This window comes from Isoptericola sp. BMS4 (genome assembly GCF_011634835.1).
In the GTDB taxonomy this organism is placed as follows: Bacteria; Actinomycetota; Actinomycetes; order Actinomycetales; family Cellulomonadaceae; genus Isoptericola.
Window position 1 is genome coordinate 785270 of the sequence record NZ_SIRP01000001.1, and the last position, 24052, is coordinate 809321.

Consider the following 24052-nt stretch of genomic DNA (forward strand, 5'->3'; position numbering starts at 1 on the left):
CGAGCATGCCCGGTCACGGCGTCTCGTCGAGCGTGACGACCACGAGCGTCTTGTCGTCGTGCGGCTTGGCCCGCGGCCAGCGCCGCCCGTCGGGGTCGGTCTCCTCCTGCGCGTGGAGGCGGTCGAGCACGTGCTCCGGGCCGTGCCGCTCAGCCTCGCGGTGGAGGTCGCGCCACGTCGCCGGCTCGGCGGAGCGCTCGGGCACGACGCCGTCGCTCGCGAGCACCAGCGCGGCCACCGCCGCCCGGTCCTCGGTCGCGGTCAGTCCGTGCAGGCCGGCGTCGGGCTCCGCCCCGGCGATCCAGTAGCCGCCGTGCCTGTTGCGGCGCCGGCCCTGCTCGGCCTGGAGGTGGACGAGGAGCGCGCGGTGCACGCCGTCGTACCCGTGCCCGGCGGCCAGGCGGGCGCGGTACGAGGTGCGCTCCGCGACGGCGACGGCGTCGAGCCGGTCGTCCGTGCGGACGACGTCGGTACCGTCGGTACGCAGGACGGCGACGACGCTGTCTCCCAGGACGTACGTCTCCACGGCTTCCCCGGACCAGCGCGCCAGCGCGACGGTGCTGGTGGGCGTGGTCTCCGGGACGAGAGCGTGCGCGTCGCGCACGGCGCGGATCGCGTCGGCGACGGCGTCCGCGAGGGGTGCGCCGCGCGGCACCGTCTCCCGCAGCGCCAGCGCGAGCTGCTCCGCATACCATCCGGGGTCGTGGGAGCGGTCTCCCGCGACCGACGTCGCGCCGTCGAGCACCGCGGCGAACCCGTCCCCGACGACGAGGCGGTCCTGGTTGTTCGTGGCCCCGGCCAGGGTCGCGGTGGCGATCGTCATGGGTGCACCCTTCGCCCACCGGGGAGGCGAATGCAACAGCAGGGCGCTGCGCCGGGTGTGCCGCCGCCGCGACCGCGCGGGATATGCGCTGTCCCGCCCGCCCCTGGACGGCGCACGATGGCGGACATGCCCCTGGAGACTCCCCACCTGCGCACCGACCGCCTGCGGTTGCGGCCGTTCACCGACGCCGACGTCGACCACCTCTTCGCGCTGCACAGCAACCCTGCCGTGATGCGCTACTGGGACTCGCCGCGATGGAGCGATGCTGCCCGCGCGCAGCGCTTCGTCGCGAAGTGCCGGGAGATCGCGGACGAGGGCACGGGTGCCCGGGTGGCGATCGAACGCGCCGCTGACGGGGCTTTCCTCGGCTGGTGCGGCCTGATCGAGTGGGACCCGGACTACCGCAGCGCGTCGTTGGGCTACTGCCTCGACGAGGCCGGGTGGGGGCAGGGTTACGCGACCGAGGCCGCCCACGCCCTGCTGCGGTGGGCGTTCGACACGCTGGACCTGAACCGCGTCCAGTCCGAGACGGACACGCGCAACCTGGCGTCCGCACGGGTCCTGGAGAAGCTCGGGTTCGTCCACGAGGGGACGCTGCGGGAGGACTGCGTCGTGGACGGCGACGTGTCCGACTCGTGGGTGTTCGGGCTGCTCCGGCGCGAGTGGCAGCGGTCGGCCGTGCCGGCTCCGGCGACCTGAGCCCGGTGCGCCGGCCGCATGCCGCACGACCGGGCGCACCGCGGCCTCACGACGCGGCTCCCTCCCGGTCGACGCGGAAGTGCTCCACCACGTCGCCGGTCGTCGCGTCGACGACGACGACCGAGTGCTCCGGCCAGGACGACGCCTCGTCCGGGGCCTCCCACCCGTCGACCCGGCCGCACCGCACCCGGTCGTACGACGCGACGACCTCTCCCGACCAGGTGTTCACCAGCACGACGCGCGGATGCTCGCGGATGACGTCCGGAAAGTCCTCGGTCTCCGTGACGACCGAACCGTCCGGCAGCGCCGGTGTGCCGTTGAACCACCCCTCGTACGGGCCCGCGATGGCGGCCGGCAGGGTCGCGCAGAGCTCCTCGTCGCTCGTGTCGTCGCTCGTGTCGTCGGTCCTGGCGTCACCGGAACCCGGGTCGGTCGCCGTCGCCGACGGCATGCCGCCCCCGGCTTCGGTGGGCTGCTCTACCGTCGGTGACCCCTCCGCGCCGGTGCAGCCGGCCAGGGCCGCCACGGCGGCCACCGCCACCACGAGCGCACGCCGGAGGTGCGTGTCCGATCTCGCATGGTTCATGCCGCAGATCCTGCCACCGCGTCGAGCGACCGCCGCCATGGTCGGCTGCCGCCCGGCTACGTCCAGTCGGAGACGCTGAAGGCGACGAGAAGGGCGATGTACCCGAGGGCCGTCAACGAGATTCCGACGATGAACGCCGTCTTCATGAACGTGTCCAACCTGGTTCCGGCCGGGTAGTACGCCCGGCGTTGGAACAGCGCGCCCGAACCGCGGTGCGGGAGGTCGACGGTCCGCACGTGCTGGAACCCCTGGCGGAGGTAGTACGCGTGGAGGCCCGTGCTCGATCGCCACGCGTCCAGGCGGACCCAGTGCCGGCCGAGGTCGGCCGCGCGATGAGCCGCCCAGTCGATGATCGTGGCGCCGAGGTGGTTGCCTGCCGCCGCACGGCTGACGATCATCCGGTGGAGATAGAGCGCGTCGTCGGGCGTGTCGTCCGCTGTCCAGAGCTCGGGGTCTGCGCCGTCGTCGAGCGTCGCGGTGGCGACGATTCCTGACCGGTCGCGCCACACCCACACCTCGCCGCGATCGATCCCCGCTTCCAAGCTCCTGGGTGAGGCCGGGTCGGTGTGCCGAATCGTGCTCCACTGGTCCGAGCCGCGGGCCTGCAGCCATGCGCGCGCTTCATCCTGCAGCGAGCGGATGGCTGCCGCGTCCTCGGGGCGCGCCAGCGACGGTCGCGGGTTCAAACCTCGTCCTCGGGTCCGGCGTCGGGTCGGTCGATGGCGGACTCGCCCACCTCCGTGCGGATCGATGATCCCGTCATTGTTGCCCTCCTCTTCGGTGGAGCAGATGACCCGGGCAATCCATACCATCTGAACGATGGGCTCAAGGGAGTGAGACGCCCGAGCGTGGAGCCGACGTCGTCGGAACTCGCCGCCATCGCGGATGAGCGGCAGGTGGTCGAGGCGACGGGCCCACGATGCGCCGCACGAGCGGAGTGACGAGGGGCCTCAGGGCACGGGAATGGCACGCGCCCCGGATGAGCCGCCGTGGAAACGACTCCGCCCCAGGTCAGGAAACGTGTCTTGACCTGGGGCGGAACCTTGCTGAGCGGGTGACGGGAATCGAACCCGCGCTGTCAGCTTGGGAAGCTGAAGTTCTACCATTGAACTACACCCGCGCGGCAGCATCGCGAACGATGTGCGCGGCCCCGATCATACCCAACAACCCGCCGTGCTCCGAACCGGGTGTCCGGCGGGGTGTCGGAGCGGCCCTCGGACGCGCACGCGGGCGCGGGGGAGCGCCGGATACGGTGTCCCCGTGCTGCTCTCCGACCGCGACATCCGGGCCGAGCTCGACGCCGGGCGGGTCGTCCTCGACCCGCTGGACACGTCGATGCTCCAGCCCTCCAGCATCGACGTCCGCCTCGACCGGTACTTCCGGCTGTTCGACAACCACAAGTACCCGTTCATCGACCCGTCGCAGGAGCAGCCGGAGCTGACGCGGCTGGTCGAGGTCGCGCCGGACGAGCCGTTCGTGCTGCACCCGGGGGAGTTCGTGCTGGGCTCCACGTTCGAGTCGGTGACGCTGCCGGACGACGTCGCCGCGCGGCTGGAGGGCAAGTCGTCGCTGGGCCGGCTCGGTCTGCTGACGCACAGTACGGCGGGGTTCATCGACCCGGGTTTCTCGGGGCACGTGACGCTCGAGCTGAGCAACGTGGCCACGCTGCCGATCACGCTGTGGCCGGGCATGAAGATCGGCCAGCTGTGCTTCTTCCGGCTGTCGTCGCCGGCGGAGCACCCGTACGGCTCGCAGGCGTACGGGTCGCGGTACCAGGGGCAGCGGGGCCCGACGGCGAGCCGGTCCTGGCAGGCCTTCCACCGGTCGGAGCTGGAAGCGCGATGAGCGTCGGGGACGGCGGTTCCCGCGGGTCGCGGGAGGCGTTCGGCAGCGGCGGCCGACGTCGCTACGCTCGGTCCCGCCGCGCCAGCACCGTGGGGCGCGCCATGCCCCCGTCCCGGAAGGATCGCCGACCGATGTCGTCCGCCACTCCCGCACCCCTCCCGCCGCTCCCGCCGACGGCGGCGCAGGGCCACCAGGCCCGCCACCTGCTGGGGGTGCCGGCCGACGTCGCGGTGGACGAGCTCGAGGTGCTGGCGACGTCACGCTTCACCGGGACGCGGTGGGACGTGGCGCCGGCCGGGCTGTCGGAGGTCGACGTGCCCGTCGGGCGGGTCGCCGGTCCCGGCGAGCCGGGGGTGCTCCGGCTGTCGCGGCACAGCACGGTGACGGGCCCGTACGCCCCGCAGGGCAAGCGCGCCGAGCCGGGGCTGCCGGCGGGGACCACGATGGTGTTCGACGTCGTGTGCCCGCGTGAGCGGTGGGACACGCCGCAGAAGTACGGCGGAGACCGCGACGGGCTGGCACGTGCCTTCCCCGCCGGCCTGCCGAACCGCGAGGAGGAGCGCGTCGTCGTCTGGCTGCTGCAGGCGGCCCGTCGGCTGGGCGGCACGGTGCGCCTCGACGTCGCGGGCACCTGGGACGACGCCGACGGCGGACGGCGGCCGGCGGGGCCGGGCACGGTGCTCACGCCCGACCCGGGGGCGGCCGTCGACCTGACCGTCTACTCCGACGTGTGGCTCGACCCGCAGGCCGCGCACCGGGTGCTGCAGTCCGTGCACCCGCGCGTCGTCCTGGCCACGGAGGGCAAGCCGTACCAGGGCCCGCCGAAGGGGCTGGCGGAGCGGCCGCTGTACCCGGGCGAGCCGCTGGACGACGAGACCCGCCGCGCGCTGCACGCCCGGGCCGACGACCATGACATCGAGGCGCTCCGGGCGCCGATGGTCCTGGACGCGTACGGCCTGGTCGCGGACCTCAACGTGGACGGCACCGTCACCGTCGAGGTGACCGGCGAGGAGAGGCTCCCGCTGCTCGTGCGCGACCTGCCGTGGGCGGCGTCCGGCGCCGTGTGCTACCACGTGCGCTGGGACGCGCCGGACCTGGTCGAGGCGCAGCAGGAGTTCCCCCAGGCGGCGCACGTCGTGGCCCGCAGGCGGGCCGCTGACCTCGTGGCGCGGCTGGCCGGGGCGATCCACGCCGCGACCGGGGGCGAGATCGCCGACGAGGCGGACTTCCTGCTCGACCCGGAGGACCTGTAGCGCGCCGCCACCGGCTCGCGGCCGACGGCGCAGGTCACACCGCCGTGTCAGCATCCTGGCCGTCCCTGCGGGGTGCGTCCCGGTAAGGTGAAGGCCTCGCCCCGCCCTCGACCGGACGGAGTGCTGTGCTTCCTGTGCTGCTGATCGTCTTCCTGCTGGCCCTCGCGGCGCCGGCTCTGGTGGCGTGGCTGGACAGGAGGGCGTTCTGGGTCCTCGCGCTCGGCCCGGCGGCGGCCGCGGCCTACGCGGCGGCGAGCACCCCGCGGGTGCTCGCCGGCGACCCGCCGGTCTTCAGCGCCCCGTGGGTGCCCGGCCTCGAGCTCTCGATCGACCTGCGGCTCGACACGCTGGCGTGGCTGATGCTGCTCGTCGTCGGCGGCGTCGGCGCGCTGGTGCTGCTGTACTGCTCGGCCTACTTCAAGCGCGGCGCGTACGGCACCGGACGGTTCGCGGCGGTGCTGACGGCGTTCGCGGGGGCGATGGTGGGCCTGGTCGTCGCCGACGACCTGCTGCTGCTCTTCGTGTTCTGGGAGCTGACCACCGTCTTCTCCTACCTGCTGATCGGGCACTACGCGGACCGCAAGGCGTCCCGCCGCGCGGCCATGCAGGCGATCGTCGTCACGACGGCGGGCGGCCTGGTGATGCTCGTCGGCCTCATCGTGCTCGGGGTGTCGACGGGGACGTGGCGCGTCTCGGAGGTCGTGGCCGACCCGCCCACCGGCGCTCCCGCCGTCGTGGCGGCGGTCTGCCTGCTCGCGGGCGCCGCGACCAAGTCGGCGCTGATCCCGTTCCACTTCTGGCTGCCGGCCGCGATGGCCGCCCCGACCCCCGTGTCCGCGTACCTGCACGCGGCGGCGATGGTGAAGGCGGGCGTGTACCTGGTGGCGCGGTTCGCCCCGGCGCTCGCCGAGGTGCCGGTGTGGCGCTGGCTCGTGCTGCTGCTGGGCGGCGGCACCCTGCTGCTCGGGGGCTACCGGGCGCTGCGCCAGCACGACCTCAAGCTCGTGCTCGCGTTCGGCACCGTCTCCCAGCTCGGGCTGATCGTGCTGCTCCTCGGCCTCGGCTCCCGCGCGCTCGCGCTCGCCGGGCTGGCGCTCCTCGGCGCGCACGCCATGTTCAAGGCGGCGCTGTTCCTCGTCGTCGGGGCCGTCGACGTCGCGACCGGCACCCGTGACCTGCGCAGGCTCTCCGGGCTGTGGCGCACCATGCCGTGGACCGCGGCGGCGGGCGTCGCCGCGACCGCCTCGATGATCGGCCTGCCGCCGTTCGCCGGGTACGTCGCCAAGGAGGCCGCGCTCGAGGGGCTCTGGCACGACGTCACCCACGGCGCCGGGGCGCTGGAGGCGCTCGCGCTGGCGGCGCTCGTCGTCGGGTCGGCCCTCACCGTGGCCTACGGGCTGCGGTTCGTGTGGGGCGCGTTCGCCACCAAGCCGGTCGTGCCGGCGCAGGGGCGTGAGCCCGTCGACGTCGCCGGGACGACGCCGCTGGTGTCGCGGCGGCAGCCGTGGCTGCTCGTGGCGCCGCCGATGGCGCTGGCCGTCCTCGGCCTCGCGGTGGCTCTCGTCCCGTCGATGGGCGAGCACCTGCTCTCCCCGTACGCCGACCTGTACCCCGCCGGGGATCCGGGCCACCTCGTGCTCTGGGGCGGCCTGACGCCGGTGCTCGGCATCACCGTCGCCGTCCTCGCCGCCGGCGCGTTCCTGTTCGTCCAGCGCGCGCGGGTCGAGCGCTGGCAGGACGCTCTCTGGTCCCCGCGCGGGGCCGACGTCGCCTACCGGCGCACCATGCGCCGCCTGGACGACCTGGCCGCCGACGTCACCGCCGGTACCCAGCGCGGCTCCCTGCCGGTCTACCTGGGCATCATCCTCGCCGTCCTGGCGGTCGCCCCCGGGCTGGTCATCGCCTCCGGGCTGCTGCGGGGGACGACGGTCGACGTCGCGGTGGTGCCGTGGGACCGTCCGGCCCAGCTGGTCGTGGTCGCGATCGTCGTGTGCGCCACCGTCCTCGCGGCGCGGGCGCGACGGCGGCTCAAGGCCGTGGTCCTCGTCGGCGTGGCCGGCTACGCGAACGCGGCCCTGTTCCTGCTGCACGGCGCCCCCGATCTCGCGCTCACCCAGGTGCTCACCGAGACGGTCACGATCGTCGTGCTCGTGCTCGTGCTGCGCCGCATGCCTCCCTACTTCACCGACCGCCCGCTGGCGGTCAGCCGCTGGGTCCGGCTCGCGCTGGGCGTCACCACCGGACTGGCGATGATGGGCCTGACGCTCGCGGCCCCGCTGGCGCGCGTCGCCACCCCGATCAGCGTGGACTTCCCCGGCGAGGCCGTCGAGTTCGGGGGCGGCAAGAACATCGTCAACGTCACGCTCGTGGACATCCGCGCCTGGGACACCGTGGGGGAGATCTCGGTGCTGCTCGTCGCGGCGACCGGCGTCGCCTCACTGGTGTTCCTGCGCCAGCGCGGCGGCGAGGTGCTGCGGCTGTCCCGCGCCGACGACGTCACCCACCCGGACACCCACACCCGCAGCGTGTGGATCGCCGCCGGCAGCACCGTCTCCCCGGAGCGGCGGTCCGTGATGTTCGAGGTCGTCACCCGCGTGATCTTCCACGTCATGGTGCTGTTCGCCCTGTTCCTCCTGTTCAGCGGGCACAACGCGCCGGGCGGCGGCTTCGCCGCCGGGCTCGTCGTCGGGATAGCGCTGGCGGTGCGGTATCTCGCGGGCGGGCGCTACGAGCTCGGCGAGGCGATGCCGGTGCAGCCGGGCATCCTGCTCGGCACCGGCCTGTTCCTGTCGGCCGGGGTGGGGCTCGTGGCGCTGCTCACCGGCAACGAGGTGCTGGAGAGCTTCATCCACGACATCCATCTGCCCGTGATCGGGAAGGTGCACCTGGTGACGTCCCTGTTCTTCGACATCGGCGTCATGCTCGTCGTCGTGGGACTGGTGCTCGACCTGCTGCGCACGCTCGGCGCCGAGATCGACCGGCAGTCGCCGGTGCCCGGTTCCGAGCGCGAGCCGGAGGAGCAGGCGGCCCGGGAGGTGGCGCGATGACCGTCCTGGAGAACACACCGTCAGCCGTCCTGGTGCTCGCCGTCGGGGTGCTGTGCGGCACCGGCGTCTACCTGCTCCTCGAACGTCCTCTGACGCGGGTGCTGCTCGGCTTCGTCCTCATCGGCAACGGCGTCAACCTCATGCTGCTCGTCGCCGGTGGACGGGCCGGCGCGTCGCCCATCGTCGGCAACGCGCCGAACGACGAGCCGATGAGCGACCCGCTCGCCCAGGCGATGATCCTCACCTCGATCGTCATCACCCTGGCCCTCACCGCGCTCGTCCTCGCCGTCGCGTACCGCTCGTGGCAGCTGCACGGCCACGACGAGGTCGCCGACGACGTCGAGGACCGGCGGGTCGCGCGCCAGGCCGCCCTCAACGCGCCCGCCTTCGAGGACGCCGACGCGACCGAGACCGGCGAGACCCTCGACGAGGAGGCCGCCGAGGTCTACGACGAGGTCGCCGACGACGACCCGGACGGGCAGACCCCCGGCGACGCGCCGACCGACACGCCGGGAGGCGCCCGATGACCGGGGTGTGGAACGTCGAGACGCTGGTGCCGCTGCCCGTCCTGCTGCCGCTGTTCGCCGCCGGGCTCACCCTCGCCCTGTACCGCTTCCCCGCCGTCCAGCGCATCATCAGCGTCACCGCGCTGGCGGCCACCACGGCGGCGTCCGCCGCCCTGGTCGCCGTCGCCGACTCCGGCCCGCTCGTGGTCGACGTCGGGGGGTGGGCGGCGCCCGTGGGCATCGACCTGGTGGCCGACCGGCTGTCCGCGCTGATGCTCACGGTCAGCGGCATCATGCTGCTGTGCGTGCTCCTGTACTCCCTGGGGCAGGGCGTCGCCGAGGGGGACGAGGCCTCCTCGGGGCGGGTCGGGGACGCGATCCCCGTCGCGATCTTCCACCCCACCTACCTGGTGCTGGCGGCCGGTGTCGCGAACGCGTTCCTCTCGGGCGACCTGTTCAACCTGTACGTCGGCTTCGAGATCCTGCTCGCCGCGTCGGCGGTGCTCCTCACGCTCGGCGGCACGGCCGAGCGGGTCCGCGCCGGGTCGGTGTACATCATCGTCGCGCTGGCCGCGTCGCTGCTGTTCCTGGCCGCGATCGCCCTGATCTACGCCGCCACGGGCACGGTCAACATGGCACAGCTCGCCGAACGGCTGCCGGACGTCGACCCGACGGTGCGCCTGGCGCTGCAGCTGCTGCTGCTCCTCGCGTTCGGCATCAAGGCGGCGATCTTCCCGCTGTCGGCCTGGCTGCCGGACTCCTACCCGACGGCGCCGGCGCCCGTGACCGCCGTCTTCGCCGGCCTGCTCACCAAGATCGGCGTGTACTCCGTCCTGCGCACGCAGACGGTGATGTTCCCCGACGACGAGCGCGTCGACCGCATCCTGCTCGTCGCGGCGCTGCTGACCATGCTGGTCGGCATCCTCGGTGCCGTGGCGCAGAACGACGTCAAGCGCCTCCTGTCGTTCACGCTGGTCAGCCACATCGGATTCATGATCTTCGGCGTGGCGCTCGCCACCGAGGCCGGGACCGCGGCGGCCATCTTCTACGTCGTCCACCACATCTCCGTGCAGACCGCGCTGTTCCTCGTCGTCGGGCTCGTGGAATGGCGCGGGGGGTCGACGTCGCTGGACCGGCTCGGCGGTCTCGCCAAGCTCGCCCCGGTGCTGGCGCTGCTTTTCTTCGTCCCCGCGCTCAACCTCGCCGGCATCCCCCCGATGTCCGGGTTCCTCGGCAAGGTCGGGCTGCTCACGGAGGGCGTGCGCGTCGGGTCCCCGCTCGCGTGGGCGCTCGTCGTCGGGTCCGTGGCGACGTCGCTGCTCACCCTGTACGCGGTCGTCAAGGCGTGGAACAAGGCGTTCTGGCAGACGGCGCCGCCGGAGGTCGCGACCGAGGGGTCCGTCCCGCGCGGCATGATGCTGCCGGCCGGTGCGCTCGTCGCGTTCGGGCTGACGCTCACGGTCGTGGCCGGCCCGCTGTACGGGTACGCGGAGCGCGCCGCGGCCGCATCCATGGACGGCCGCAGCTACGTCGAGGCCGTCTTCCCGGGCGGGCGCGACCGCGGCACGGGCGAGTCCGTCGAGGTCGCGGGCACGTCCGGCGAGCGCGACCCCGCGGACGTCGCGGGAGGTGAGCGACCGTGAGCCCGCCCCCGTCCCGGCGCGGTGTCCGCCGTCGTCTGCGCCGCCTCGTCGGGCAGTGGCCCGCGCTGCTGATCCTCGCGACGGTGTGGGTGCTGCTGTGGGGCGACCTGTCCTGGGCGAACGCGCTCGCCGGCCTCGGGCTCGGCGCCGTCGTGGTGCTCGCGTTCCCGCTGCCGCCGATCCGGGCGGACGGCCGGTTCCGCCTGGTCCCCGCCTGCGTCCTCGCGGGCCGGTTCGTCGCCGACCTCGTCGTCGCGTCGTTCGAGGTGGCTTTCACGGCCCTCCGCCCCGGGCCGCCGCCCCAGGGCGCGATCGTGCGGGTGCGGCTCCGCAACCCCGACGACGTGTTCCTCACCCTCACCGCCGTCCTGTCGACGCTCGTCCCCGGCTCGCTCGTCGTCGAGGCGCAGCGGCGCACCGGGATCATGTTCCTGCACGTGCTCGACATCGAGGCGTCGGGCGGGGCCGCGGGGGTGCGGCGCGACGTGCTGCGGCTCGAGGAACGGGTGCTGCGGGCGTTCGCCTCCGACGACGTGCTCGCGCGCTGCGACCTTCCGCGGCCGGGCCGCCCGGCGGACGAGGCGCCCCGGGGCGGGCGCGACGACGCGGGGGAGGAGTCGTGATGGTCGTCGTGGTGGTGCTGGCCGCCGTGCTCGTGGGGGCCGCCGCGGTGCTCGCCCTCGTCCGCGTCGAGCGGGGCCCCTCGATGCTGGACCGGGCCGTGGCCCTCGACCTGCTCACGGCGTCCCTGGTGGGGGCGATCGCGATCGAGGCCGCCTGGTCGCGCCGCACCGAGACCATCCCGATCCTCGTGGCGATGTCCCTGGTCGGGTTCGTCGGGTCGGTGGTCATCGCGCGCTTCGCCGCCCGCGAGCCCGAGCACGACCACCAGGGCCGCGCGCCGGAGGACGTCGCCGCGCAGGCCCGCGAGGCGGACGTGCACCGCGGCGAGCACAGCGCGCAGGACGACCACCACGACGACCGTCAGGACGAGGGGGGCGGACGCCCATGACCGACGTCGAGCCCGGCACGCTGACCGCCGTCGCCGACGTCGCGGCGGCGCTCTGCCTGCTCGCCGGCGCGTTCCTCACGTTCGCCGCGGGGATGGGCGTCGTCCGGTTCCCGTCGCTGCTGGCGCGCATGCACACGGTGACCAAGCCGCAGGTGCTGGGCCTGGTGCTGCTGCTTCTCGCGCTCGCGCTCCGCGTGCGGAGCTGGTCCGCGGTCGCGATGCTCGTGCTCGTCGTGATCTTCCAGCTCGTCACGGCGCCCGTGGCGGCGCACCTGGTCGGGCGGGCCGGGTTCCGCACCGGCAAGGTGGACGAGTCGGAGCTGCGGCCCAACGAGATGGACCCGGGCGCCGTCGACGACGACCGCTGACCGCGCGCTCCCCGGCCCGGCCTGGTAGACCGGCACCATGTCCGCCGCGCCGCCCGACCGACCGTTGTCCGAGCCCGACGCCCCCGCCGCGCGGGAGGCCGGCGGCAGCGCCCGCGTCGCCCGTGAGACGCAGGGCGAGAGCACCCTGACGGTGATCATCGCGTTCGTCGCCAACCTGCTCATCGCCGCCGCGAAGTCGGTGGCGGCGGTCGTCACGGGGTCGGCGTCGATGCTGGCCGAGGCCGTGCACTCGTGGGCCGACACCGGCAACGAGGTCTTCCTCCTCATCGCGGACCGCCGGTCGCGGCGCCCCGCGGACGGCGAGCACCCGCTCGGCTACGGGCGCGAGGCGTACGTCTGGTCGATGTTCGCGGCGATCGGCCTGTTCGCCGTCGGCGCGGGCGTGTCGATCACGCACGGCATCCAGGAGCTGGTCCACCCCGAGCCGGCCGGCGACTTCGTCGTCGCCTACGTGGTGCTCGCCGTCGCGTTCCTGCTCGAAGGGTTCTCCTTCCTGCAGGCGGCCCGGCAGGCCCGCGCCGAGGCGAAGCGGGCCGAGCGGGAGGTGCTGCACCACGTGCTCATCACGTCCGACCCGACCCTGCGGGCCGTGTTCGCCGAGGACGCCGCCGCGCTGGTCGGCCTCGTCGTCGCCTTCGGCGGCGTCCTCGCGCACCAGCTCACCGGGTCCCCGGTTCCCGACGCCGTCGGGTCGATCGTCGTGGGCGTGGTCCTCGCCGTCGTCTCCCTGGTGCTCGTCGACCGCAACCGCCGGTTCCTCGTCGGCGAGGCCGCCATGCCCGGCACCCGCGACGCCGTGCTGCGGCACCTGCTCACGCTGCCGCAGGTGGAGCGGGTCACCTACCTGCGCCTGGAGTACGTGGGGCCCCGGTCGTTGTACCTCGTGGCCAGCGTGGACCTGACCGGCAACGACCGCGAGGAGACGGTCGCCCGCCGCCTCGACGAGCTGGAGCGTGCTGCCGTCCGGTCGCCCGCCGTCGCCGGGGCCGTCTTCACCGTCTCGACGCCGGAGGAGGCGTCGCTGCAGCCGCGGGCATAGACCCGGGAACTCCGACCCCCGGGCCGAGCCTCGTCACGCGGCCGAGTGACGCGCCTCGTGGTCGAGCAGGCGGCGCTTGACGTCGACGCCGTAGCGGAAGCCGCCGAGGCCGCCGTCGGTGCGCAGGACGCGGTGGCAGGGGACGAACAGGGCGGCGGCGTTCCAGGCGCAGGCGCCGGCTGCGGCGCGGACGGCGGCGGGCCGCCCGGACAGCTCGGCGTACCGCGTGTAGGTCACCGGGTCGCCCGCCTCGACGGCGCGCAGCACGTCCCAGGCGTGCGCACGGTACGGGCCGGAGGCCTGCCGCACGGGCACCGCATCGATGGCGTGCAGGTCGCCGGCGTAGTAGCCGCGGACGGCGGCGACCGCCGGGGCGAGGGTGGCGTCGTCGTCGGGCACGGGCACGACGTCGGCGGGGCGCAGGTCCGGGTGGACCAGGGCGACCAGCGACGCGGTGTCGTCGGTCCACCCGGAGGCGAGGACGGCGCCGTCGTCGGCGACGACCAGGGTGAACGGGCCGTCGGGGGTGGCCACGGTGGTGGTGAGCGCGGTGCGGGTGTCGGTGGGGGTGGTCATGGGTCCTCCGTCGGGCGGGTCGGTCTCGGGGTGGTGGTGCCGAACAGGTGGTTCCTGGGTGCCGAGCATGTGGTTGATCCAGGATTCGTGGGGGCAGAACGGGAGCAACCGCATGTTCGGCATCAGGGGGCGCGCCACAGGTGCATCGCGGCGTAGGAACGCCAGGGCGCCCAGCGCGCCGCGTGGGCGGACAGGGCCCGGGAGCGAGCCGCGCGGCTCGCCCCCGGGGCGACGCCGGACAGGTCGACGCCCGCGGCGGCGGCCCCGGCCAGGAGCGCCACGTCGCCGTCGAGCCAGGCGTCGGGGTCGCCGAGCACGCGCATCGCCACGTAGGCGGCCGTCCACGGACCGATCCCGGGCCGGGAGACGAGGGCGTCGCGCAGCGCGTCCGGAGCGGCGCCGACGTCGACCAGCAGCTCGCCGTCGGCCAGGGCGCGGGCCGTGTCGACGACGGCGGCCACGGTGCGTGCCGGCAGCCGCAGGCTGTCGCCCCCGTCGGCGGCCTGCGCCGCGGTGGGGAAGAGGCGCGTCAGCCCGGGGATCCCGGACGCGTAGGGCGTGCCGACCGCGGCAGCCAGGCGCCCCAGGTGGGTGCGGGCGGCGGCGACGCTGATCTGCTGGCCGACGATCGAGCGCACCACGAGCTCGTGCGGGTCGACCGTGCCCGGCACCCGGATCCCGGGCGCGGCCGCGACGAGCGGCGCGAGCCGCGGGTCCGCGCCCAGCGTCCCGTCGACGGCGACCGGGTCGGCGTCGAGGTCGAGGAGGCGGCGCAGCCGCGCCACGGCGACCGGCACGTCGGCGGCCGACGCGAGCTCGAGGTGGGCCGCGACACGGCCGGGACCGACGTCCGCGCCGACCTCGACCTGCACGGCGCCCGGCCCGTGGGGCAGGTGCAGGGTGCGGGCGTAGCGTGCCCGGCCGCCGTCGATCTCGGCCGTCTCGACGCCCTCGACGGCGCGCGCGGCGAGGAAGCGGACCACGCCGACGGCGTCGAACGGCTCCCGCACCGGCAGCGCGAGGTCGAGCCGGACGCTCGCGGTGTCCTGCCCGTCCGCGCCGGGCGCCGGGCCCTGACCGGGTCCGGCGGCCGCGCCGGACGCCGGCGCGTACCCGGTGGGCCGGGGCGGGGCCGAACGGCGGCGGGCGCGGGCCCGCAGGTCCCGCGGCGTGACGTCGAAGACCTCCGCGACCGTGTCGTTGAACTGCCGGATCGAGCCGAACCCGCTCGCGAACGCGACGTCGCCGAGCGGCAGGTCCGTGCCGACGACGAGCGCGCGGGCCGTCTGGGCCCGCTGCGCCCGGGCGAGGGCGAGAGGGCCCGCGCCGAGCTCGGCGACGAGCAGCCGGTGCACCTGCCGCGGGCTGTACCCGAGGCGGGCGGCGAGCCCGCGGACGCCCTCGCGGTCGATGACGCCGTCGGCGATCAGGCGCATGGCGCGTGCCGCGAGGTCGCCGCGCAGGTCCCACGCCGGGGTGCCGGGGGCCGCCTCCGGGAGGCAGCGCTTGCACGCGCGGTACCCGGCGTCGTGCGCGGCCGCGGACGTCAGGTAGAACGTGATGTTCTCCGGGTTGGGCGTGCGGGCGGGGCACGACGGCCGGCAGTAGATGCCCGTGGAGCGCACGGCCGTGAAGAACTGGCCGTCGAACCGGGTGTCCCGCGCCGCGATCGCGCGGTAGCGCTCGGCGAACCGGGCGTCGTCGACGGCGCGTGCCGGGGCGGCTGCTGTCGTGGTCATGCCGCCATCGTCACCCGCCGCGCCCGGCGTCCGCTAGCGGGAATCGGACACGGCGGTGCCGCCCTGGTGAGCGTCAGGAGACGCGGGAGTCGAGGAACTCCACGACGGCGGCGAGGTAGGCGTCCCGCGCGGGCGCCGGCGAGAGCGCGAGGTCGTGCGCGCCGCCCGCGATCTCGCGGACGGTGACGTCGGTGCCGAGCCGCGGGGCCCGGTCGCGGATGTGCACGACGTCGAGCACGGAGTCCGTGGTGACGAGCTCGGGGTGCCAGCTCCCGTGCGGCCCGGAGCGGTCGGAGGCGAGCACGAGCACCGGGATCCTCAGGTCGAGGCCGCGCGCCACGCGGCGGTGCGCGCGCCGGATCTCGCGCAGCCACCCGGCCCGCACGGGGAACCCCTCGTGCGGTTTCCACGCCAGGTCGTAGTCCCACTCGCCGCCGCCGTCGCGGTGCAGCGCCCGCCCGTAGTGCTCGCCCAGGTGCCCGACGACGAGGCGGGGCGCCACGCCGCCGAGCAGCTCCACCGCCCAGGTGGCCGGACCGCGCTGCAGCCAGCCCTCGTTGAGCTCCAGCCACGGGCTGTTGAGGACCAGGGCGTCGACCCGTCCGGGCCTCCCGTTCGCCCACAGCGGGGCCACCAGCCCGCCCGTGGAGTGCCCGAGCACGACGAGCCGCTCGTGACCCGCGGCGCGCACGACGGCGGCCGCCGCGTCGAGGTCCTGGGCGTACAGCGCCAGGTCGGTCACCAGGTTCGGGTCGCGCCCGCCCGCCACGTGCGCGGCGAGCGAGCGCCCGTGCCCCCGCAGGTCGACGGCGTAGAACGCGTGGCCGGCCGCCGCGAGCGCCCACGCCACGTGCGGGTGGAAGTAGTAGTCCACGAAGCCGTGGACGTAGAGGACCGCGACGCGGCGCGCGCCGTCGCCGTCGTCGGTGGGCGTCGACGGGACGTGGCGCACCAGCGTCGCCTCGGCGCCGCCCGGCAGCGGCAGCGTCCGCGCCTCGAAGTCCGCGCCGAGGACGTCGGGGCGCCAGGCCCCGGTCGCGGGCTCAGGCACCGCGCGTCGGGCGGTCGTCCGGGCCGTCCGCGTCGTCCTCCCGGCCGGGCGAGGCCTCCGTCGTGCCGGCGGGCGCCGTGTCTTCCGACGGCGCGGCCGCGGTGTCCGCACCGGTCGCGCTCTCGTCCGTCCCGTCTGCGGGTTCGAACGGCTCCGCGACGGGTCCCGTGCTGGCGTCGGGCTCCCCGGGGGCCGCCGGGGCCTCCGGCTCGAGCGGCTCCGGCACCGGGCCGGTGGTCGGTACGGGGGAGGTGGGGTTCGGTGCGCCGAACACCTGCTGGTCGGGCGTGGGGCCGGCGACGGGTCCCGCGGCGGCGGCCGACGACGCGGCGCGAGCGCGGTTGGAGCGGACGACGAGCACCACGACGACCGCGATGACGAGGACGCCGATCACGAGCCCGACGAGCCACCACGGGAACCCGCCCTTCGCGGACCCGACCGCGTGGATCTCCGTGACCTCGTCCATCGCGGGGGTCCAGGTGACGGTGGTGCCCTCGACGGTGCCGGTGGACTCGCTCACCGGCCCGGGGAAGGTGACGGCGATCCGCAGGGCAAGCGTGTCCATGTCGTCCTCGGGCATGGGACCGAGGGCGTCGGGCCCGCTCAGATCCATGACGCCGTCGACCACGTAGTCGTCGCCGTCGCGCGTGATGGCCAGCTGGATGCCGGCGTCGTTTCGGATGGTGAAATCCTCCAGCGGCTTGTCGAGGAAGGTCACCTCGGCGCCGGTGTACTCGCCGTCAGAGTAAGGCTGCTGCGTGGAGTTCTCGGCGAGCGTGGAGTTGAGGTCACCGCCGGCCTGCTCCCAGAACTCCTGGGGGTCCATGCCCATCTGCTCGGCGAACTGGTTCGAGTAGGCCATGACCATCGAGCCGGAGACGGTGTCGTCCTCCGAGAGCGTCAGGTCCGTGTCGATCTTCATGCACCCCGCGAGGGCGAGCAGTCCGACGACGGCGAGCGTGGCCGCCAGGGCGGTGCGGAGAGGGTGGGGGCTTCGGGTCGGTGTCGTCACCGGGTCAGCATCCCGCAGGTCAGCGGCGGGGGCCAGCCCTGCCCGCACCGGGCTTGCGTCCAAAGTTGAGCGGAATAGACTCAACTTCGCGGAGGTTGTCTGAGGCAGACGACCAACCCTGTCCTTCCCCGGAGGTCTCATGGACATCAAGCTCACGACCATGTCGCAGCAGGCGCTCGGCGACGCCGTCCAGACGGCGTCCGCGGCCGGCAACCCCCAGCTCGAGCCGGTGCACGTGCTGTCCGCGCTGCTGCAGCAGTCCGGCGGCGTCGCCGTCGGGCTCCTCGAGGCCGTCGGGGCCGCCGCGCAGACGGTCGGGCAGCGCACCCGCGCCGCCCTCGTCGCGCTCCCGCAGGCCAGCGGGTCCGCCGTCGCCGAGCCGCGCGCGTCCCGCGCCACCCAGACGATGCTCGAGGTCGCGGGCAAGGAGGCCGAGGCGCTGGGGGACGAGTACGTCTCCACCGAGCACCTGCTCATCGCGATCGCCGCCGGGCAGTCCGCGGCCGCCCTCGCCCTCACCGAGGCGGGCGCGACGGCGGACGCCCTGCGCGCCGCCCTGCCGGCCGTGCGCGGCAGCTCCCGCGTCACCAGCCCGAACCCCGAGGGCACCTACAAGGCGCTCGAGCAGTACGGCACCGACCTCACCCAGGCGGCGCGCGACGGCAAGCTCGACCCGGTCATCGGCCGCGACGCCGAGATCCGCCGCGTCGTGCAGGTGCTGTCGCGTCGCACCAAGAACAACCCGGTGCTCATCGGCGAGCCCGGCGTCGGCAAGACCGCCGTCGTCGAGGGCCTCGCGCAGCGCATCGTCGCCGGCGACGTCCCCGAGTCCCTGCGCGACAAGCGCCTCGTCGCGCTCGACCTCGCGGGCATGGTCGCGGGCGCCAAGTACCGCGGCGAGTTCGAGGAGCGGCTCAAGGCCGTCCTGGAGGAGATCAAGGGCAGCGACGGCGAGGTCGTCACCTTCATCGACGAGCTGCACACCGTGGTCGGCGCGGGCGGCGGCTCCGAGGGCGCCATGGACGCGGGCAACATGCTCAAGCCCATGCTCGCCCGCGGCGAGCTGCGCATGGTCGGCGCGACCACCCTCGACGAGTACCGCGAGAACATCGAGAAGGACCCGGCGCTGGAGCGCCGGTTCCAGCAGGTCTTCGTCGGCGAGCCGTCCGTCGAGGACACGATCGCGATCCTGCGCGGGCTGTCCGAGCGCTACGAGGCGCACCACAAGGTGACGATCGCGGACTCCGCGCTCGTGGCCGCCGCGTCCCTGTCCGACCGGTTCATCACCGGCCGCCAGCTGCCGGACAAGGCGATCGACCTCGTCGACGAGGCGGCGTCGCGCCTGCGCATGGAGCTCGACTCCTCCCCGGTGGAGATCGACGAGCTGCAGCGCGCCGTCACCCGCCTCGAGATGGAGGAGGTCGTGCTCAGCGAGCAGACCGACACCGCCAGCACCGAGCGGCTGGAGAAGCTGCGCGCCGACCTCGCCGACAAGCGCGAGGAGCTCTCCGCGCTCACCGCCCGGTGGGAGGCCGAGAAGGCCGGCCACAACCGCGTCGGCGACCTGCGCGCCCGTCTCGACGGGCTGCGGAGCGACGCGGAACGCAAGCTGCGCGACGGCGACCTCGAGGCCGCCGCGCGGATCCGGTACGGCGAGATCCCCGCCGTCGAGCGCGAGCTGTCCGACGCCGAGCGCGCCGAGGCGTCCACCGAGGCCGCGGAGGAGGTGGCCCACGAGGCGCCGATGATCGCGGACAAGGTCGGCGCCGACGAGATCGCCGAGGTCGTCTCCGCCTGGACCGGCATCCCGGCAGGCCGCCTGCTGCAGGGCGAGCAGGAGAAGCTCCTGCACATGGAGGACGTCATCGGCGAGCGGCTCATCGGGCAGCGGGGCGCGGTGCGCGCCGTGTCGGACGCCGTCCGGCGCTCGCGGGCGGGCGTCGCCGACCCCGACCGCCCGACGGGCTCGTTCCTGTTTCTCGGGCCCACGGGCGTCGGCAAGACGGAGCTGGCCAAGTCGCTCGCGGACTTCCTCTTCGACGACGAGCGCGCCATGGTGCGCATCGACATGTCGGAGTACTCCGAGAAGCACGCGGTGGCGCGCCTCGTCGGGGCGCCCCCGGGGTACGTCGGCTACGAGGAGGGCGGCCAGCTCACCGAGGCCGTCCGCCGCCGGCCCTACTCCGTGATCCTGCTCGACGAGGTGGAGAAGGCGCACCCCGAGGTCTTCGACATCCTGCTGCAGGTGCTCGACGACGGCCGCCTCACCGACGGTCAGGGCCGCACCGTGGACTTCCGCTCCACGATCCTCGTGCTCACGTCGAACCTCGGATCGCAGTTCCTCGTCGACCCGACCCTGGGCGACGAGCAGAAGCGCGAGGCCGTGATGACGGCGGTGCGGGCGTCGTTCAAGCCGGAGTTCCTCAACAGGCTCGACGACGTGGTCGTCTTCGACGCGCTGAGCGTCGAGGAGCTGGGCCGGATCGTCGACCTGCAGGTCGCGGCGTTCGCGCGGCGGCTCGCGGACCGGCGGATCACGGTCGAGGTCACCGACGCGGCGCGCGACTGGCTGGCCCTCGAGGGCTTCGACCCCGCCTACGGCGCGCGCCCGCTGCGCCGACTCGTGCAGCGCGAGATCGGCGACCGGCTGGCCCGGCTCCTGCTGGCGGGCGACGTGGCAGACGGCGACACGGTCGTCGTGGACCGGGCCGACGACGTCGAGGGCCTGAGCGTCGCGAAGGCCTGACGCCGGTCGCCCTCGGTCACCCCCTGCTGGCCGGTGGTTCTGACTGGTTGCGGAATCCGCCGGATTCCGCAACCAGTCAGAACCACCGGCCAGCAGGGGCGGGGGCGGCTACGGTGGCGGCGTGACGCAGGAGATCAGGACCACCATGGACGACGGCGTCGGGCGGATCACCCTGGACCGCCCGCGGGCCATCAACGCCCTGACCGAGGCGATGCTCGCCGCCCTCGGCGAGACGCTCGACGCGTGGCGCGACGACGGCGCCGTGCGCCTCGTGCTGCTCGACGGCGCGGGGGAGCGCGGGCTGTGCGCCGGCGCTGACGTGCGGGCCCTGCGGGCGGAGGTCGTCGCCGGGCGCCGCGACGTCGCCCGGCGGTTCTTCCGCACGGAGTACGCCGTGGACGCGGCGCTCGGGGAGTACCCGAAGCCGGTCGTCGCCCTCATGGACGGCGTCACGATGGGCGGCGGGCTGGGCCTGAGCGCGCACGCGGGCGTGCGCGTGGTGACCGAGCGCTCGCGCGTGGCGATGCCCGAGACGCGGATCGGGTTCACGCCCGACGTCGGCGTCTCGCGGCTGCTGGCGCTCGCCCCGGGCCGGGTGGGGGAGCACCTCGCCCTCGGCGCGGTGACCATGGACGCCGGCGACGCGCTGCACGTGGGCCTCGCCGACCACCACGTGCCGAGCGGTCGGCTCGGCGACCTGGCGGCGGCGCTCGCCGAGGTGGCCGCCGTCGGCCCGCTGTCGGTCGAAGCCGCCCACGCGGTGGTACGCCGGTTCGCGACGCCGGCGCCGCCGTCGGGGCTGGCGGCCCGCCGCGCGCTGATCGACGACGCGTACTCGGCCGGCACCGTGTCCGAGATCGTGGCGCGGCTCCGGTCGGCCGAGGGTGCGGGAGACCCGGACGCCGGCGCCTGGGCCGACGAGCTCGGGCGGCTGTCGCCGTCCGCGCTTACGGTGACGCTCGCGGCGGTGCGCCGCGCGCGGGAGCTGCCCGGCCTGCGGGCCGCGCTGGCGCAGGAGTACGGGCTCGCGTGCTGGTTCGTCGACACCCAGGACGACTTCGTCGAGGGCGTCCGGGCGCAGGTGGTGGACAAGGACAGGTCGCCGGCGTGGTCGCCCCCGGCGCTCGCCGACGTCCCGGCGGACCTGGGTGAGCGCGCCCTCGCGCACGTCCCCGCCGACCCGCTGCTCCTGCCCGGCTGAGCGGGGACGACGACGGCGTGGGCCCCGGAAGGCCCACGCCGTCGGTCCCGCGGAGCCGTCCGTCAGAGGCGGACGAAGCGCGGGTTGTCCTGCCAGATGTGCCGCTTGACGACGCCGACGCCCGGGCGGGCGGCCTCGACCTGCTTGCCGCCACCGATGTAGATGGCGACGTGGCCGGGCGTCCAGATGAGGTCGCCCGGGCGCGCCTTGGACCGCGAGACGGTCCTGCCAGCGTTCTTCTGGGCGGACGACGAGCGCGGCAGCGTCCTGCCCGTCGCCTTCTTGTACACGTACTTGGTCAGGCCGGAGCAGTCGAAGGCGTTCGGCCCGTTCGCGCCGTAGCGGTAGCGGTCGCCGACCTGCTGCTTGGCGACCTTCACGACCCGGGCGCCCCGGTCCAGCTTCTTCGCGCGCACGACGACGCTGCGCGACCAGGCGGTGCGCAGCTTGTCGGACCTGGGGTGGACCGTGATGCGGACCTTGTTCTTGCCGACGCGGTACTTGCTCCAGATCGGGGTGAAGCGGGCCTTGCCGTGCTTGAGCTTCTTGGTCGCCTTGACCTTGCCGTTGATGACCAGCTTGGCCTTGCCGGCGATCCGGTGCCCGTTCGCCGAGGCGGTCATCCGGTAGACGGGCCGCTTGGCGCCCATGTTCTTGACCATGGTGCGGCGGGGCGCCTCGAACGAGGTGTGCGGCCGGGTCTTCGAGGACGACGCCGCGTGGACGGAGGTCGCGGTGGCGGCGGACGCCTGCGGCGCCGACGCACCCTGGGCGACGAGCCCGCCGCCGGTGAGGGCGGCGACCACGCCGAGCGCCACGAGGGCGTTCCGGCGCCGGGTGGTCGGACGGGTCGCGGCGTCAGGGCGCGACCGAGCGAGGAAGGTGGACATGGGTGACCTCTCGAGCCTGCGAGATGAGCTGTCGGGTGAGGCCGAGATCGATGGCCTGCCGTGCGTCGCTCGGACGGGACGGCTTGACCCCAAGGCCGGCGGGGGACGTGGCGTGCCGCGTCCCGGGCCGGCCGGAAGTGGTTCTCCCGCTGCTGCCGTGCGTTCGTGGTGACCGGGGCGCCGGCAGCACTCGGCTGCGTCCCGCTGCCGCCCACCGTGCGTGGCGTGCGGTCGAGGGACGCTAACCCCGGCGACCCCTGAAGGTCACGTTTCGGTCACGCGGGCAACCGCCGGCACGCCCGCGAGCGCCCGGCGTCCGCGCAGGACGACTCGGGCATGGGGGCGCAACCGGGCACGCCGGGGATGCCTCGATGTGACGAAAGTCACATCGGCGAGGTCCGGACCGGGTCGGGACGGCGCCGCGGGGAGTCAGTCGAGCAGCGAACCGGTGGCCGGCTCGTCGTGCACGGCCAGACAGAGCCCGGCGCGGTCGCCGTCCGCCCACGACTCCTCGCTCGGCGCCCACACGACGAACGACACGCCGTCCGCGCGCTCGCGCCCGTCCGCGCCGAGCAGGAGGCGCCCGCAGCCCGCCGACGCGTACGCGGCCGCGCCGTCGGTGCCGGGCCACGTCGCCTCCGGCGAGGAGTCCCGCCGTCCGACGACCTGCGCCGCGTGCGCGTCGGCGCAGGGCACCACCCGCACGCGCTCGACGGGCCCGTCCGGGGGCAGCTCCTCGACGCACGACCCCAGCACGAGCTGGACCGCGTTCGCCTCCGTGGCGGTGCTCGGGTCCGCCGGGACGGGCTCCCAGGCGCGCTCCCTCGCGGCCTGCACCCCGACGGCGGTGCCCACGGCCGCCACGGCGAGCACCGCCGCCGCGGACGCCAGGACGACCGTGGCCCGCCGGCGCCCCGGCCGTGGCGCCCGCGGCGACGGCGCGGTGCCCGCGGAAGCTGCCGTCGCGGGCGCCGCGGCGGGGTCCGGCAGGGCCGAGTCCGCGAGCCCGTCCGCGGGCAGCGCGCCGGGCGGCGTCGGCGAGGCGAACGTCGGCTCGGGCGGGTCGGAGCTCATGCGCCCAACCTACCGACGCGGCCGGGCAGCCGCGTGGGTGACGGGGCGTGCGGGCGACGGTGCCGCGCGGCGGACGGCCTCAGGGCGCCGCGTCGAGGTCCAGGACCACCGGCACGTGGTCGCTGGCGCCCTTGCCCTTGCGCTCGTCCCGGTCGATCGTCACGCCCGCCACGCGCCGGCGCAGCGCCGGCGACGCGTACGCGAAGTCGATGCGCAGCCCCTTGTTCCTCGGGAACGCGAGCTGCTGGTAGTCCCAGTAGGTGTACGTGTGCTCGGCGGGCAGGTGCTCGCGCGACACCTCCGTGTAGCCGGCGTCCGCGAACGCGGCGAACGCCTCCCGCTCCGGCGGGGTGACGTGCGTGTGCCCCTCGAAGGCCGTCGGGTCGTAGACGTCGGTGTCCAGCGGGATCACGTTCCAGTCGCCCACCAGCGCGACCTGCGCGCCGGGGTCGCCCTCGAGCCAGCCGCCCGCCGCGTGCCGCAGCCTCGTCAACCAGTCGAGCTTGTAGGCGTAGTGCGGGTCGCCGACGGCGCGGCCGTGCGGCACGTACAGCGACCAGACCCGCACGCCGCCGCAGGTGGCGCCGATCGCCCGGGCCTCCACCGGCGGAGGGACGTCCAGCAGGGCGTCGCCCGCGGCGGCGTCGGCAGGCGCCTTGGCGAACCCGGGCTGCCCGGGGAACGACGTCTCGACGTCGCCCAGCCCCACGCGGGAGACGATCGCGACGCCGTTCCACGCCGACGTCCCGACGTGCGCCACCTCGTATCCCGCGGCCTCGAACCGCGGGTACGGGAACTGGTCGTCGCGGCACTTCGTCTCCTGGATCGCCAGGACGTCCGTGCCCGACCGTTCGAGGAACGCGACCACCCGGTCGACGCGGGCGCGGACGGAGTTCACGTTCCAGGTGGCCAGGCGCACGG

At 74.8% G+C, this 24052-nt stretch carries 22 protein-coding genes and 1 tRNA gene; 12 read left to right on the top strand and 11 right to left on the bottom strand.

Features of this window, described 5'->3' with window-relative positions; genetic code table 11:
* Positions 1-13: 13 nt before the first annotated feature.
* A complete protein-coding gene (locus EYB28_RS03455; protein WP_166844884.1) occupies positions 14-823 on the bottom strand; it encodes a protein phosphatase 2C domain-containing protein in 810 nt (269 codons plus the stop codon).
* A gap of 126 nt (positions 824-949) precedes the next feature.
* Here EYB28_RS03455 and EYB28_RS03460 point away from each other — a divergent pair, with 126 nt between their 5' ends.
* The gene (locus EYB28_RS03460) at positions 950-1522 is read left to right on the top strand and encodes a GNAT family N-acetyltransferase (RefSeq protein ID WP_166844886.1); all 573 of its coding nucleotides are present in this window, start codon (positions 950-952) and stop codon (positions 1520-1522) included.
* A gap of 46 nt (positions 1523-1568) precedes the next feature.
* Here EYB28_RS03460 and EYB28_RS03465 read toward each other — a convergent pair whose 3' ends face one another.
* The 3 genes from EYB28_RS03465 to EYB28_RS03475 all read right to left on the bottom strand — a co-directional run bounded on the left by EYB28_RS03465 (position 1569) and on the right by EYB28_RS03475 (position 3228).
* Positions 1569-2108 carry a hypothetical protein gene (locus EYB28_RS03465; protein WP_166844888.1) on the bottom strand — a complete coding sequence of 180 codons (540 nt, stop codon included), beginning with the start codon at positions 2106-2108 and terminating at the stop codon, positions 1569-1571.
* A gap of 56 nt (positions 2109-2164) precedes the next feature.
* On the bottom strand, positions 2165-2920 hold the full coding sequence (locus EYB28_RS03470) for a GNAT family N-acetyltransferase (protein ID WP_205710830.1): 756 nt from the start codon (positions 2918-2920) through the stop codon (positions 2165-2167).
* A 237-nt stretch (positions 2921-3157) separates the two neighbouring features.
* A tRNA-Gly gene (locus EYB28_RS03475) sits at positions 3158-3228 on the bottom strand.
* A 140-nt stretch (positions 3229-3368) separates the two neighbouring features.
* Between EYB28_RS03475 and dcd the strand changes: the two genes are divergently transcribed.
* From dcd to EYB28_RS03520, 9 genes are all read left to right on the top strand, one after another.
* Positions 3369-3953: a dCTP deaminase gene (gene dcd / locus EYB28_RS03480; protein ID WP_166844890.1), complete on the top strand. Its 585-nt coding sequence runs from the start codon at positions 3369-3371 to the stop codon at positions 3951-3953.
* 131 nt (positions 3954-4084) lie between these two features.
* Positions 4085-5206, top strand: coding sequence for a hypothetical protein (locus tag EYB28_RS03485; protein WP_166844892.1), 1122 nt, complete (start codon positions 4085-4087; stop codon positions 5204-5206).
* Between the two features lie 125 nt (positions 5207-5331).
* A complete protein-coding gene (locus EYB28_RS03490) occupies positions 5332-8253 on the top strand; it encodes a Na+/H+ antiporter subunit A (protein WP_166844894.1) in 2922 nt (973 codons plus the stop codon).
* Positions 8250-8780 carry a Na(+)/H(+) antiporter subunit C gene (locus tag EYB28_RS03495; RefSeq protein WP_166844896.1) on the top strand — a complete coding sequence of 177 codons (531 nt, stop codon included), beginning with the start codon at positions 8250-8252 and terminating at the stop codon, positions 8778-8780. Before EYB28_RS03490 ends, EYB28_RS03495 begins: the two co-directional genes overlap by 4 nt.
* Entirely contained in the window at positions 8777-10402 is a 1626-nt protein-coding gene (locus EYB28_RS03500; protein WP_166844898.1) for a Na+/H+ antiporter subunit D, read from the top strand. Before EYB28_RS03495 ends, EYB28_RS03500 begins: the two co-directional genes overlap by 4 nt.
* Entirely contained in the window at positions 10399-11025 is a 627-nt protein-coding gene (locus EYB28_RS03505; protein WP_166844900.1) for a Na+/H+ antiporter subunit E, read from the top strand. The genes EYB28_RS03500 and EYB28_RS03505 overlap by 4 nt, the downstream gene beginning before the upstream one ends.
* Positions 11025-11414, top strand: a complete 390-nt coding sequence (locus EYB28_RS03510; protein ID WP_166851614.1) for a monovalent cation/H+ antiporter complex subunit F — start codon at positions 11025-11027, stop codon at positions 11412-11414. The genes EYB28_RS03505 and EYB28_RS03510 overlap by 1 nt, the downstream gene beginning before the upstream one ends.
* Entirely contained in the window at positions 11411-11782 is a 372-nt protein-coding gene (mnhG, locus tag EYB28_RS03515; protein ID WP_166844902.1) for a monovalent cation/H(+) antiporter subunit G, read from the top strand. Before EYB28_RS03510 ends, mnhG begins: the two co-directional genes overlap by 4 nt.
* Positions 11783-11819: 37 nt before the next feature.
* Positions 11820-12842 carry a cation diffusion facilitator family transporter gene (locus EYB28_RS03520; RefSeq protein ID WP_166844904.1) on the top strand — a complete coding sequence of 341 codons (1023 nt, stop codon included), beginning with the start codon at positions 11820-11822 and terminating at the stop codon, positions 12840-12842.
* A gap of 33 nt (positions 12843-12875) precedes the next feature.
* Here the strand turns inward: EYB28_RS03520 and EYB28_RS03525 are convergent, their stop codons facing one another.
* From EYB28_RS03525 to EYB28_RS03540, 4 genes are all read right to left on the bottom strand, one after another.
* Positions 12876-13418 (bottom strand): methylated-DNA--[protein]-cysteine S-methyltransferase, encoded by a 543-nt coding sequence (locus EYB28_RS03525; RefSeq protein WP_166844906.1) that lies wholly within the window; start codon positions 13416-13418, stop codon positions 12876-12878.
* Positions 13419-13540: 122 nt separating this feature from the next.
* Positions 13541-15157, bottom strand: coding sequence for an AlkA N-terminal domain-containing protein (locus tag EYB28_RS03530; RefSeq protein ID WP_166844907.1), 1617 nt, complete (start codon positions 15155-15157; stop codon positions 13541-13543).
* A 73-nt stretch (positions 15158-15230) separates the two neighbouring features.
* On the bottom strand, positions 15231-16208 hold the full coding sequence (locus EYB28_RS03535) for an alpha/beta hydrolase (RefSeq protein ID WP_166844909.1): 978 nt from the start codon (positions 16206-16208) through the stop codon (positions 15231-15233).
* Positions 16201-17220: an LppM family (lipo)protein gene (locus EYB28_RS03540; RefSeq protein WP_166844911.1), complete on the bottom strand. Its 1020-nt coding sequence runs from the start codon at positions 17218-17220 to the stop codon at positions 16201-16203. The genes EYB28_RS03535 and EYB28_RS03540 overlap by 8 nt, the downstream gene beginning before the upstream one ends.
* Positions 17221-17359: 139 nt before the next feature.
* Here EYB28_RS03540 and clpB point away from each other — a divergent pair, with 139 nt between their 5' ends.
* Both clpB and EYB28_RS03550 read left to right on the top strand, forming a co-directional pair.
* A complete protein-coding gene (gene clpB, locus EYB28_RS03545; RefSeq protein ID WP_166844913.1) occupies positions 17360-19966 on the top strand; it encodes an ATP-dependent chaperone ClpB in 2607 nt (868 codons plus the stop codon).
* Positions 19967-20087: 121 nt separating this feature from the next.
* The gene (locus tag EYB28_RS03550) at positions 20088-21167 is read left to right on the top strand and encodes an enoyl-CoA hydratase/isomerase family protein (protein WP_255461451.1); all 1080 of its coding nucleotides are present in this window, start codon (positions 20088-20090) and stop codon (positions 21165-21167) included.
* Positions 21168-21229: 62 nt separating this feature from the next.
* Here the strand turns inward: EYB28_RS03550 and EYB28_RS03555 are convergent, their stop codons facing one another.
* The 3 genes from EYB28_RS03555 to EYB28_RS03565 form a co-directional block, all read right to left on the bottom strand.
* Entirely contained in the window at positions 21230-22057 is an 828-nt protein-coding gene (locus EYB28_RS03555) for a C40 family peptidase (RefSeq protein WP_166844914.1), read from the bottom strand.
* A gap of 429 nt (positions 22058-22486) precedes the next feature.
* Entirely contained in the window at positions 22487-23131 is a 645-nt protein-coding gene (locus tag EYB28_RS03560) for a septum formation family protein (protein ID WP_240930371.1), read from the bottom strand.
* A 79-nt stretch (positions 23132-23210) separates the two neighbouring features.
* Entirely contained in the window at positions 23211-24050 is an 840-nt protein-coding gene (locus EYB28_RS03565) for an exodeoxyribonuclease III (RefSeq protein ID WP_166844916.1), read from the bottom strand.
* Positions 24051-24052 lie beyond the last annotated feature (2 nt).